General features: G+C 37.1%; 10 protein-coding genes and 1 riboswitch. Of the genes, 9 read left to right on the forward strand and 1 reads right to left on the reverse strand.

Annotated elements, in window-relative coordinates; translation table 11 throughout:
* Positions 1 to 6: 6 nt before the first annotated feature.
* Entirely contained in the window at positions 7 to 543 is a 537-nt protein-coding gene (locus AC6HVZ_RS00720) for a YceI family protein (protein ID WP_497556205.1), read from the reverse strand.
* Positions 544 to 787: 244 nt separating this feature from the next.
* On the opposite strand from AC6HVZ_RS00720, the gene AC6HVZ_RS00725 reads away from it, so the two are divergent.
* The 9 genes from AC6HVZ_RS00725 to AC6HVZ_RS00765 all read left to right on the forward strand — a co-directional run bounded on the left by AC6HVZ_RS00725 (position 788) and on the right by AC6HVZ_RS00765 (position 12765).
* Positions 788 to 2566 carry a M3 family oligoendopeptidase gene (locus tag AC6HVZ_RS00725; RefSeq protein WP_497556206.1) on the forward strand — a complete coding sequence of 593 codons (1779 nt, stop codon included), beginning with the start codon at positions 788 to 790 and terminating at the stop codon, positions 2564 to 2566.
* A gap of 61 nt (positions 2567 to 2627) precedes the next feature.
* Positions 2628 to 2728: riboswitch (TPP riboswitch) on the forward strand.
* A 112-nt stretch (positions 2729 to 2840) separates the two neighbouring features.
* Complete coding sequence (gene thiT / locus AC6HVZ_RS00730; protein ID WP_497556207.1) at positions 2841 to 3413, forward strand: energy-coupled thiamine transporter ThiT; 573 nt, start codon at positions 2841 to 2843, stop codon at positions 3411 to 3413.
* A 79-nt stretch (positions 3414 to 3492) separates the two neighbouring features.
* A complete protein-coding gene (locus AC6HVZ_RS00735; protein WP_497556208.1) occupies positions 3493 to 3630 on the forward strand; it encodes a hypothetical protein in 138 nt (45 codons plus the stop codon).
* Positions 3631 to 3979: 349 nt separating this feature from the next.
* Positions 3980 to 5401: a hypothetical protein gene (locus tag AC6HVZ_RS00740; protein WP_497556209.1), complete on the forward strand. Its 1422-nt coding sequence runs from the start codon at positions 3980 to 3982 to the stop codon at positions 5399 to 5401.
* A 151-nt stretch (positions 5402 to 5552) separates the two neighbouring features.
* A complete protein-coding gene (locus tag AC6HVZ_RS00745; protein WP_497556210.1) occupies positions 5553 to 6932 on the forward strand; it encodes a Glu/Leu/Phe/Val family dehydrogenase in 1380 nt (459 codons plus the stop codon).
* A gap of 152 nt (positions 6933 to 7084) precedes the next feature.
* Positions 7085 to 10030, forward strand: a complete 2946-nt coding sequence (gene fdhF / locus AC6HVZ_RS00750; RefSeq protein WP_497556211.1) for a formate dehydrogenase subunit alpha — start codon at positions 7085 to 7087, stop codon at positions 10028 to 10030.
* Entirely contained in the window at positions 10023 to 10493 is a 471-nt protein-coding gene (locus tag AC6HVZ_RS00755) for a helical membrane plugin domain-containing protein (RefSeq protein WP_497556212.1), read from the forward strand. Before fdhF ends, AC6HVZ_RS00755 begins: the two co-directional genes overlap by 8 nt.
* Positions 10494 to 10714: 221 nt before the next feature.
* Positions 10715 to 12451 (forward strand): carbon starvation CstA family protein, encoded by a 1737-nt coding sequence (locus AC6HVZ_RS00760; protein WP_497556213.1) that lies wholly within the window; start codon positions 10715 to 10717, stop codon positions 12449 to 12451.
* A gap of 56 nt (positions 12452 to 12507) precedes the next feature.
* The gene (locus AC6HVZ_RS00765; RefSeq protein ID WP_497556214.1) at positions 12508 to 12765 is read left to right on the forward strand and encodes a cory-CC-star protein; all 258 of its coding nucleotides are present in this window, start codon (positions 12508 to 12510) and stop codon (positions 12763 to 12765) included.
* The last annotated feature ends 14 nt before the right edge of the window (positions 12766 to 12779 follow it).

The following is a 12779-nucleotide window of genomic DNA, read 5'->3' on the forward strand; positions in this document are numbered from 1 at the left end:
TTTTTATTAACCTTCTTTGTGTACTTCTAATTCAAAGTTGATTGATACGTCTTCACCTACGAGAACTCCACCGGTTTCAACAGCAGCATTCCAAGTCAAGCCAAATTCTTTTCGGTTTATTTTAGTTTTACCGCTGAATCCAGCTACTGTACTACCACCCATTGGGTCTTTGCTTTGTCCTTCGTAATCAACGTCAATTGTAACTGGTTTAGTTGTTCCGCGAATGGTTAGGTCACCTGTTACATCATAGTTGCTGTCTGATTTCTTCTTAATGTCCGTAGCAACAAATGTGATTTTTGGATGATTTTCAGCATCAAAGAAATCAGCTGAACGCAAGTGGTTATCACGGTCTTCGTTTCGTGTATTAACACTTGCCGCATCAATTGAAACTTCAATTTTTGAATCTGTTAGGTCTTCAGGATCTGCTTCAATTACAGCATCAAAATCCTCAAATATACCTTTCGCTTTAGAAATCATCATATGCTTAACAGAAAATCCTACTTCACTATGAACTGTGTCTACTTTCCAAGTTGTTTTTGCCATTGTAATCCCTCCAAAAGTTATATTAAATATGTTACTTACTTTATGTTACTAAGTATATTGTCTTGAATTCAAAATGTCAAGTGTTTTTACACTTCGTATTTAAAATGCCCTTGTATATTAAATTTAACCACTTTTCAATACGTTTTCTTTTAAAATAAACTGTTTCTGGTGCTAAGATTCTAATATTTCGTTATAATAGAAAAATAGGGTAAAAAAATAATCCATATTTTTAAGGAGCGATTTTATGCAACAAACGTATAATCCAACTTGGGATTTACAGGTGATTTTCCCCGGTGGAAGTGAATCTGAACAATTTCATACATATGTAACTAACATACAGAATGATATGGAAGAGCTTTTAACAGCAGTTAACAGTTTAAACTCAGATCAGGAACTAGAAGAAAAATTAATTGAGATTGTCAAACAACTTGAAGATACAACGAAAAAATTGCGTGAAGCATTTGCATTCGTAAGCTGCTTAAGCGCACAAAATGTAAAAGACGAAAAAGCCAGTTTGTTAGTAGGTAAGAGAAGTGCGTTAAAGGCAGAAATGGACGAGATCCGAACAATTTTTGAGCAAAAGCTTGCTGTAATTGATGACCGAGCATGGAAAGGACTTTTAAAACATCCGGATCTGAAGGAATTAGCATTTGTATTAAATGAAAATAGAGAAAGAGCAAAAGAACAATTAGCAGTGGAACAGGAAGTGTTAATGAATGATCTTGCAGTTGATGGTTATCATGGCTGGAGTCAAATGTATGACACAATAGTTGGAAATATGAGTGTGGAAATAGAAGAGGATGGAAAGGTTAATTCCTATTCTGTTGGACAGGCTTCCAATAAATTAAGTAATCCAAATCGTGCTGTACGTAAGCATGTGTATGAGCAGTTGGGCAAAGCCTGGAGAGGACAATCTGATTTAATTGGTCAAACGTTAAACCATCTGGCAGGTTTCCGATTGCAAAAGTATAAACATCGAAACTGGGAAAATGTATTAAAAGAACCACTGGCTATTAATCGAATGAAGCAGGAGACGCTGGATGCCATGTGGACAGCGATAACAAATAATAAAAAACATTTCGTGGCATATTTAGAGAAAAAAGCTGATTTATTAGGGTTAGAAAAATTAAGTATGTACGATATTGGTGCACCATTATCAGACACAGTAAAAACTTCCAGCTACACAGAAGGAGCAGACTTTATAGTTGATCATTTCCGTGAGTTCAGTCCAAAGATGGCAGACTTTGCTCAAGCTGCATTTGAAAAAAGATGGATTGAAGCAGAAGATCGACCTGGTAAGCGACCAGGAGGATTTTGTACAAGTTTTCCAGACAGTGAACAAACACGAATTTTCATGACTTATTCTGGTACCTCATCCAATATCTCGACGCTTGCCCATGAACTGGGTCATGCATATCATCAGCATGTGATGAATGATGTTAATGGTTTAAATCAAGGATATGCGATGAATGTAGCAGAAACTGCATCCACATTTGCAGAAATGATTGTTGCGGATGCCTCTGTAAAAAATGCACAAAACAAAGAAGAAAAATTAGCACTACTGGAAGATAAAATACAGCGCAGTATCGCATTTTTCATGAATATCCATGCACGCTTTATTTTTGAAAATAACTTTTATGAAGAGAGAAAACAAGGTTTGGTTTCGGTAAATCGTCTGAATGAACTAATGATAGCGGCACAGAAAGAGGCATATAGTGGTGCAGTTGAGAATTATGATCCGAACTTCTGGGCTTCCAAGCTACATTTTCATATTACCGGAACACCGTTTTATAATTTCCCCTATACATTCGGATATTTGTTCAGTCTTGGTATCTACGCATATGCCAAGAAAAAAGGCGGTAGCTTCGAGGACGACTATATTGCATTGTTACGTGATACCGGCAGAATGAATGTGGAGGAATTAGCTGAAAAGCATTTGAATGTCGATGTAACAAAAACAGACTTTTGGGAAAATGCAATTCAATTATGTGTTGAGGATGTTGAAGAATTTCTATCCCTTTAGTAAATTTGTTATTATTTGAAAAATACGTTATAATATAAGTAACAATAAAAGCATAATGATAAAAGCCTTCAGGGGGAGCCATTTGGCTGAGAGTGAACATTTTGTTCTTACCCTTTGAACCTGTTAGTTAGTACTAGCGTAGGGATGGTGGTTTTTTTGATGGATAAAAGTAATGTGAGCGGATTCTCCCCATCAGGAAATCTTCCCCTTGGCATTGCTTTTTTTGTGTTTTAAAAAAATCAGAAATTAGCTTTAGAAAGGGGAAGAAATTCTTATGAGATCGAAACGTACATTGTTTTTAATTGAAGTGGCGATATTTGCAGCAATGGCATTACTCCTTGATATTCTGCCGTTTTTATCATTTAAAGTATGGGCCCAAGGTGGCTCTGTATCGTTTGCAATGATACCAATATTTATTGTGGCATTTCGCTGGGGAGTGAAGGGCGGTATTCTGGCTGGACTCCTCTGGGGGGGATTACAGTTGTTATTCGGACCGGCGATATTCACACCTTTACAAGGATTTTTGGATTATATCGTCGCATTCTCTGTGCTGGGACTGGCGGGGATTTTTGCGAAACCAATACAGAATGCTATTAAGGAGGAAAAGGCGATTGTGAGTCTCTCTTATATTCTTTTAGGAACATTGCTTGGGTCGGGGTTGCGGTTTTTGGCCCATTTCACGGGGGGGATTGTATTCTTTGGTGAATATGCACCTGAAGGACAGCCTGTTTGGATATATTCTTTGATTTATAATGGTTCTTACATGTTGCCAGGATTCCTAATCAGTGGAGTTATTGTGTATTTTTTATTTTATAAACAGCCAAGAGCTTTGCTAAACACCGTTTAACCAATTGAAAATCTGCTCACATTAAGGTAATCTCATAGATACAGAGATTACCTTTTACTATTTTGGGAGATGATTTTATTTGCGTGAATTAATAGGTAAATGTATATCATGTGGGAAAAATGTTTATTGTGAAAATGGCTTTTTTGATGGGGTACATGAAAACGGCAAGCTGCTCTGTAATGAATGTGCAGATAAAGAGATCAAAAATAAGAATTAGATAATCAAGGAGGATAAAGGATAATCTATTACTATAAAAGGATTATCCTTTTTAACTGTTTAGCGTACTATAAAATTAAATAATCGGTTTGTTCTACCATTCTTATGTGACAGAATATAAACATCATCTTTGTTTACACCTTTATCTTTCAATATACGTACATCAGTTTTTCAGTTGTTCATCAGATAAATATTCTCTAATAAATGATTCAAATGATCTCCTTCGCATATTACAAATATATTCCCATTTTTGTAACGGTTAAACATAGATTTATTAACATTGACCAGTAGCGTTTCTTTTCTCCTTTGCATAGGCTATAGCACTATTCATCAGGAGAGGAAGAGCTGAAATGGAGCTTACGTTATCCCATTGGTTATATGGGCTATTCACACTAATAATTATTGGTACGATGATTTTTCGTAAAGGGGTAGTATTGCCTTCGTTACTCGGCACATTTGTAATTGCCTGGGTTTATAAGGGCAGTCTAATTGATGGATTTACAGGTATATTTAATGCCAATTTGGTGGCTGCAAAAGAGCTTTTCAGTATCTTTTTAATTATTACTTTTATGTTGGCACTACTGCATTCATTGCGAGATTTAGGGGCAGATCGAAGAATGATACAGCCAATTCAAAAAATGATGGTCAATGGCCATGTATCATACTTTGTTTTAGTTGGAGTAACCTATGTAATTTCATTATTCTTTTGGCCGACTCCTGCTGTTCCATTGATATGTGCATTACTTGTTCCTGCGGCAGTAAGGTCAGGGTTGCCAGTAATGACAGCAGCAGTTGCGATCGCTCTTGCCGGTCAGGGGATGGCACTGTCCTCCGATTATATAGTCCAGGTAGCCCCAAGCTTATCTGCTGTATCAGCTGGGATTGATACAGCCTTGGTTGCAGATAAGGCACTTGTTTTATCATTAATTGCTGGTGGAGTTGCGATTCTTTTAGCATATTTCATGTACCGAAAATCGATTCGTTCCAACTATGATAAATTAAATGAAAAGGACTTACAAAACATGCAATCCACCACGGAATCAGCTAATACAGCATATACTAAGAATTTGTCTAAGTGGAGTAAATTATTTGCTGTTGTTGTTCCTTTAGCGTTATTGGCAGTTGTAATTTACATGGTGTACGAAAAGCTTTTATCAGGAAGAATGAGTGGATTTGAAGGTGGAGATGGTGCTGCATTTGTCGGTGGTGTTGCTGTTATTCTACTATTATTGTCTACAGTAGCTTTTGGAAAACAGCATGCCCTTGATTATATCAGTAATCATATAACAGATGGATTTGTATTTGCTTTTAAAGCGATGGGACCGGTCATACCAATTGCTGGGTTCTTCTTTTTAGGAAGCTCGGATTTTTCCGGGAATATTTTAGGGGTGGAAGAAAATATGCCTGCCTTGTTATTTGATCTTGTACAATCTACACAGGAATTTTTGCCACAAAGCGCATTATTGGCTGCATTAAGTGTGTTAGTAATTGGAATAATAACTGGACTAGACGGTTCTGGTTTTTCAGGTCTCCCTCTAACTGGGGCAATAGCAGCATCGCTGGAAAACAGCTCTATTGATGCAGGTACCTTAGCAGCAATTGGGCAAATGGGGTCAATCTGGACAGGTGGAGGAACGATTGTTGCATGGTCTTCACTTATCGCTATTGCAGGATTTTGTGGTGTATCCGTTATGGAGTTAGTTCGAAAAAACTTTATACCTGTTATTATCGGGCTTGTCTTAGCCACACTTGCAGCTGTATTCCTGCTTTAAGAAATAACTCAAAATAAAAAAATCAATAATTGAAAACGAAGTCTTCAGTCATTTTTTGAGTTTGATTAAAGCGTTTTCATTGGTCACTTTATTTTTCTTTTGTTACACTTTATAGTAGATCAATTTTAGTCGCAGATGGAGGTAGTACTACATGGTAAATCAAACAGGATTAATTGTTGAAAAATCATTAAATGCATTATTGGATGATGAAGCATTTCTGCCCGAATTACAGGGTTCTTTAAGGGAAAAGGCATTTACATCACTGATTTCGATTCTTTCCACACCTAACCACGTGAATAAATCATTTTTGCGAGTAGCATTGGAAAATGGAAATGTTGTGCGGATTCCAGCTTTTCGTGTACAGCATAACAATATTTTGGGCCCATACAAGGGGGGAATTCGCTTTCATGAATCGGTTAATGAAGGGGAAGTAATTAACTTGGCAGCATTAATGACACTTAAAAATGCGTTGCATGATGTCCCATTTGGTGGTGGAAAAGGTGGAGTTGTCATCAATCCAAGAGATTATGAAGTGAAGGATCTTAATTTAATTTGTAGGAAATATGTTCAGTATTTTAGTCAAATCATTGGTCCAGATAAGGATATTCCAGCACCAGATGTCGGAACAAGTGCAAGGGAAATGGACTGGATGATGGGAGAGTATAAAAGCATTCATCCAGGGAAGAATTATCGGGGAAGCTTTACAGGAAAAAGCGTCGAAAATGGTGGGTCTTTAGGTAGAAAAGAAGCAACAGGAAAAGGTGTTTACTTTACATTCCGTTATTTAATGCATGATTTTATTAAGCAGCAGCATGAATGGCTGTCAGAACGAAAGAATACTTTTGCGAAAACTGCTTTAGCTCATTATGATAAATCATTAACATTGGCTTTTCAGGGCTTTGGGAATGTGGGGTCTGCAGCTGCTCTAGAGGCTTATCAATGTAATAATCTAAATAACAAAATCGTAGCAGTAAGTGACCGTAATGTAACTCTTTACAATTCAGACGGACTTGATATACCGGAATTAGCTAAATTTACTGCCAAAAACAAAGGAGATTTACCTGTTGATGATACACAATTAAAAGAAGCAGGTATAAAGGCTGTCGTCAAGGATCGATCGGAAGTACTGAGTCTGGATGTTGATGTTTTATTTTTAGTTGCATTAGGGAATCAGGTTCATAAAGATAATAAGGAAGATATTAAAGCTCCAATTATTGTAGAAGGGGCAAATGCACCGATTACAGGTGAGGCTGATAGTTATTTAAATGATAAGGGAAAAGTAATCATTCCAGATATTTTAGCAAATGCGGGTGGCGTAATTGTTTCTTACTTTGAATGGCTGCAGGGAAGAGAAACACAATTTTATTCCGAAGAGGAAGTTTTTAGAAGGCTTTTCAATAAAATGCAGGAAACATTTGATATTGTATTGCCACAATACTTTGGTGACCATTTTCCTTTAAGGCAAAATTGTTATATACATTCGGTTATGAAAATATCAACCATATTATATCGTCAGGGTAAGCTTTATTAACGTATTAAAATGAAAAGACATTCTACAATATTCGGGATGTCTTTTTTGGTGTTTATTCAAATAATTATAATAATTCAGGTTTCGAAATGGTTATTTACGGGGATTGTACATATAGATAATAAAGTCCATTAAATAAAAGGGGAGGAGTAAAAATGCAAGAACATATCGTTGTAACAATTAACGGTTCGGAATATTTAGCTGAACCTGGCCAGAATCTGCTGGATTTAATTAACACAACAGATCAATTTGTTCCACAAATCTGTTTTAACGAATCACTCGGTCCTGTGCAAACATGTGATACTTGTATGGTAGAAGTAGATGGAGAGATTGTACGGGCATGTGGGATGCAAATCACCACTGCAATGGAAGTAAACACGGTTATTGAGACATCAAAGAAAGCACAAAAAGAAGCACTTGATCGTATTTTGGAAAATCATGAATTATATTGCACTGTTTGTGATTATAATAATGGAACTTGTGAAATTCATAATACCATAGCTGAATTTGGGTTGGAGCATCAATCACGTCCATTTCAACCTAAACCATATGAAGAAGATCATTCAGGGTCATTTTACCGCTATGATCCTGATCAATGTATTCTATGTGGAAGATGTGTTGAAGTGTGTCAGGATGTCCAGGTTAATGAAACCCTTTTAATCGATTGGGAGCGTGATCAGCCTCGGGTTATCTGGGATAATGATGTTCCGATTGATCAGTCGTCCTGCGTTAGCTGCGGACAATGTGTGACCGTTTGTCCCTGTAATGCTCTAATGGAGAAGCCAATGCTGGGTGAAGCAGGATTTATGACGGATCAATCACCAGGTTTATTGCGTTCAATGATTGATCTTACGAAGAAAACGGAATCGGGTTATGGTCCTTTATTTGCTATTTCAGATACGGAAGCAGCCATGAGGGAAGAAAGAATTGTAAAGACAAAAACCGTTTGTACATATTGTGGGGTAGGATGTACATTTGATGTCTGGACGAAGGATCGCAAAATTTTAAAAGTTGATCCTCAAAAAGACTCGCCAGCAAATGGGATTTCTTCCTGTGTTAAAGGGAAGTTTGGCTGGGATTATGTGAATTCACAAGAACGGTTAACACGTCCGTTAATTCGGAAAGATGACTATTTTGTTGAAGTGGAATGGGAGGAAGCGCTAACGCATGTTGCAAAGCGTTTTAACGAAATTAAAAAAGAAAAAGGTCCTGATGCACTTGGCTTCATATCTTCTTCCAAAGCAACTAATGAAGAATCGTATTTAATGCAAAAATTTTCCAGACAGATTATTGGAACAAACAATGTGGATAATTGTTCACGATATTGTCAGTCACCAGCAACCAAGGGACTTTTTCGGACAGTAGGGCATGGGGGAGATTCAGGTTCGATTGATGATATTGCTGAGGCGGAAATGGTTATTATAATTGGATCAAATACAGCTGAATCTCATCCTGTACTGGCATCAAGAATAAAGCGCTCTCAAAAGTTGTTCGGACAGAAATTATTTGTTTTTGATCTTAGAAAGCATGAAATGGGACAACGTGCTGATCGATTTGTTCAGCCAAAAAGCGGTACGGATTTAGTCTGGCTTTCTGCTGTTACAAAATATATTATTGATCAAGGCTGGGAAAATCGAGTTTTCATTGATAAATGGGTTAATGGTTTTGAGGAATATAAGGAAAGTTTAAACAAATTCACCTTAGAATATGCGGAAGAACTGACAGGTATTTCTGAGGTGGAATTAATTGAAATAGCTAAAGAGATTGTAAACGTTGAAAAATTAGCAATCTGCTGGGCGATGGGAGTAACACAGCATCAACTTGGAAGTGACACGAGCACCGCCATCTCTAACTTATTATTAATTACCGGTAATTATATGCGAAACGGAACTGGCGCATATCCATTAAGAGGTCATAACAATGTGCAAGGCTGCAGTGATTTTGGAAGTATACCGAACTTTTTTCCAGGGTATGAAGAGGTAGCGGATGAAGAGGTAAGGAACCGTTATGAAGAAGCTTGGAATACAGAATTACCGACTACACCAGGCAAAGATAACCATGAGATGATTAAAGCTATCCATGAGGGAGAATTAAATTCATTATTTGTAATTGGAGAAGATACAGGAATTGTTGATGCGAATATTAATTATGTTACAGCAGCATTTGAAAAATTGGATTTCTTTGTTGTTCAGGATCTATTTCTAACACACACAGCGCAATATGCTGATGTGATCTTACCAGCAGTTCCAAGTCTGGAAAAGGACGGTACCTTTACAAATACAGAAAGACGAATTCAAAGGTTATATAAAGCATTGGAACCCGTAGGAGAGTCAAAGCCGGATTGGGTTATTCTACAGGAATTGGCAAAAGCGCTCGGAAATGATTGGCATTACAATCATCCATCGGAAATTATGGATGAATCAGCTTCACTTGCGCCGTTATTTGCAGGTGTTAGCTACGATTTACTTGAAGGCTATAATAGCTTGCAATGGCCTGTTACAAAAGATGGTACAGATACCCCTTTATTATATTCTGATGGTTTTCCTTTTGAAGATAATAAGGCAAGATTATATCCACTGGACTATCAGTTGATGTATGACACAAATGATGAATATGATTTGCATGTAAATAATGGCAGAGTACTGGAGCACTTCCATGAAGGAAATATGACATTTAAATCTCCTGGACTTTTAAGGGAGATGCCTTCATCCTTTATTGAAATATCACCAGAACTGGCAGAAGAAAGAGGAATCAAAGAAGGTGCTGAGGTGAAATTGATTTCAGAAGTAGGAGAAGCAACTGGTATGGTTCATATTACGGATCGTGTAAGTGGAAAAGAGCTTTATTTGCCACTTAATTCAACTGGTAAATCCGCTGTAAATTATTTAACAGATAACAGTGTTGATAAAGATACGAACACACCTGCCTACAAAGAAATAGCTGTTAAAATGGTCGTGATCAAGAAGAAGGGTAAAAGTCCTTTACCAACTCATAATCATCGCAGAGGCAACCGTCAGCCTCAGATTGGTGTGCTCGTGGAAAAGAAATGGGATCGTGAAGACTATATTTTTCCCGGAAATCAGGTGAAACAAGATGGCTGAATCAATTTCAAAAATAAAGCGTATGAAAGTCCCGGAAGAATTGACACAGGAAAATGATCTAGCAGAAGTTGTAAAGAAAGTAAGTGAAAATAAAGAAGCAATTTTGAATGGAATTGACTTTTTGTCCACACTTGAGGAGAGTGGTGCGCTAGATATAGTTAATGCACTTGTAAAACATAGAAGCGAAGCTCTGGAAAATATAGTACAAGAGCTAAATAAGCCAGACTATTCTGCTACTTTGGAAAATTTGAGTGACTTATTTTTATATCTTGGGCGGTTGAAAGTGGACGAGTTAGTTTATTTCACAGATAAGCTGAATCATGGATTGCAAGAAGCAAGATATACGAATCAAGATGATGAGACTTCTTATATGGGCATGATAAAAGCACTCAAGGATCCGAATATAAATCGTAGTATTACCCTGTTATTATCATTTCTACGCGGAATGGGGAAGGAATTATAAACCAATCAAAACTGCCACAAATAGTGCGACACCTTTGTGGTAGTTTTTTGTTAGTGGAATAATCATACTATTTTACAAACAGTGAATTTTAAATTAATATAAAGTTGTACTAAAGTAATTAACCTGTACATAGCATATAATGGGATAAGTCTCTTATTCTGCAACTTACAGGGAAAAACCTAAATTGACTTATCACAACAAAAAAGAAGGAGGTAGAGAGTTTGTCGAGTATATTAGTAGCTATCATTGGGATGATTGTTTTTGCGTTAGGTTATCGTTATTATTCAAAGTTTGTAGCAGAAAAGATTTTTCGGCTTGATCCAAGCTATGTTACTCCAGCACATCGTTATAAGGATGGCGTAGATTTTGTACCAACAAATAAATTTGTTTTATGGGGACATCATTTTACTTCAGTTGCAGGCGCTGCTCCAATAGTAGGACCGGCAATAGCAGTATATTGGGGATGGCTGCCAGCATTTTTATGGGTGATTTTAGGTACGGTATTTGCTGCAGGGGTCCATGATTTTGGAACGTTAGTGTTGTCCGTCCGTAATAAAGGGCAATCGGTGGGGACACTAGCTCATCGATTAATCGGAAAACGTGCCAAGGTATTGTTTTTGTTTATCATTCTCATTCTAGTTCTGATGGTTAATGCAGTTTTTGCGTGGGTAATTGCTAATTTATTCATTTCTTATCCAGCCAGTGTCTTACCGGTATTTATTCAGATTCCACTTGCAATATGGATTGGCTATGCTGTTTATAAGAAAAATAAGAAAATGCTTATACCATCATTACTTGCACTTGCTGTCATGTATCTCATAGCAGTGTTGGCAAGTAAAATTGATTTCTTGCAAATCGATCTTGTACAATACATGGGTGGAGAAGACGGGGCGGGATTATTTGGGTTAGGTTCCATCGCAACTGCATTTTTCATTTGGATTATTATTTTGATGATCTATGTTTATATTGCATCAACGTTGCCAGTATGGAAACTATTACAGCCACGTGATTTTATTAATTCACACCAGTTGATGGTGGGATTAGCAATTTTATACCTTGGTCTTTTATTTATAAATCCAGAGATAACGGCTCCAATTACAAATACTGGTACGGATATCTCATGGTTTCCATTATTATTTATAACCATTGCCTGTGGTGCTATTTCCGGATTCCATGGATTGGTTTCATCAGGTACTTCTTCCAAACAATTGAATAAAGAAACAGATGCACGCTTTGTTGGTTATCTAGGTGCGGTTGGGGAAGGGATATTAGCTCTAATTGCTATTATTGCAGTAATAACTTTTTTCCCAAGTAAGGATGAATTTTTAACAATATATAGTAGCTTTACTGCATCGAATGCTGCAGGACTTGGGGTGTTTGTAGAAGGCGCAAGTAAATTGGCATCTGGTTTAATGATCCCACCAGAAGTTGCATCAACCATTGTATCTATCATCGTCGTCAGTTTTGCGGCAACTACATTAGATACTTCTGTACGATTAATGCGTTATATTATTGCAGAATTAGGGATGGAATACAAAGTCCCAGCGTTGTCAAAAACTCATGTAGCTACATCAATAGCAGTTGTCTCCAGTGCTGCACTTGTTCTTTTGCCTGAAGGTCCAAAAGGATTTGGTTCCGGGGGTTATCTATTGTGGCCATTATTTGGAACTGCAAATCAGTTACTGGCGGGAATTAGCCTGCTGCTTATAGCAATATGGCTGAAACGACTTGGTAGAAACTACGCCATTGCACTGATTCCAATGATTTTCGTTCTTTTTATGACATTAATTGCCATGTTTCAGCAGGTAATATTTGAGTGGTCATGGTTTGGAACAAGTGCAAATATGCTTCTGTTCGTCCTTGGAGCGATTACATTTGTTTTTGCCGTATGGATTATTTTAACAGCCTTCCAGGCATTGACGAAAAATATGGATGACCCAATTGATGGTGAAAATTAGTTTTTATGAAGGGGATCATTAACTTGATCCCTTAATACATAATTGGAGGTGGGATGATGCTGGATAAATTGAAAACATTGATCCAATTTTACGAAGAAGTATTAAGCATGCCGCATCGACAGGAAATTGCTCGTGAATTACGAAATGAAGATGACTTGTTTTTATTACTGCTATACTCCGAAATGATTGGAATCCCGAATCCAGTCTATTATTATACACTTGAACTTTATCCATATATGATTGAAAAGTTTCACGATTGGCATTTGCGGATGGGAATGGAGAAATCACCTATGACTGGTATTCGATGTTGTTAGATCTATAGAGAAAG

The sequence above is a fragment of the Oceanobacillus sp. NCCP-135 genome, from assembly GCF_059698015.1.

Bases quoted from the DNA above. Each gene is read 5' to 3' on its own strand.
- AC6HVZ_RS00720 (WP_497556205.1), bottom strand. From the start codon at position 543: ATGGCAAAAACAACTTGGAAAGTAGACACAGTTCATAGTGAAGTAGGA.
- AC6HVZ_RS00725 (WP_497556206.1), top strand. From the start codon at position 788: ATGCAACAAACGTATAATCCAACTTGGGATTTACAGGTGATTTTCCCC.
- thiT (WP_497556207.1), top strand. From the start codon at position 2,841: ATGAGATCGAAACGTACATTGTTTTTAATTGAAGTGGCGATATTTGCA.
- AC6HVZ_RS00740 (WP_497556209.1), top strand. From the start codon at position 3,980: ATGGAGCTTACGTTATCCCATTGGTTATATGGGCTATTCACACTAATA.
- AC6HVZ_RS00745 (WP_497556210.1), top strand. From the start codon at position 5,553: ATGGTAAATCAAACAGGATTAATTGTTGAAAAATCATTAAATGCATTA.
- fdhF (WP_497556211.1), top strand. From the start codon at position 7,085: ATGCAAGAACATATCGTTGTAACAATTAACGGTTCGGAATATTTAGCT.
- AC6HVZ_RS00755 (WP_497556212.1), top strand. From the start codon at position 10,023: ATGGCTGAATCAATTTCAAAAATAAAGCGTATGAAAGTCCCGGAAGAA.
- AC6HVZ_RS00765 (WP_497556214.1), top strand. From the start codon at position 12,508: ATGCTGGATAAATTGAAAACATTGATCCAATTTTACGAAGAAGTATTA.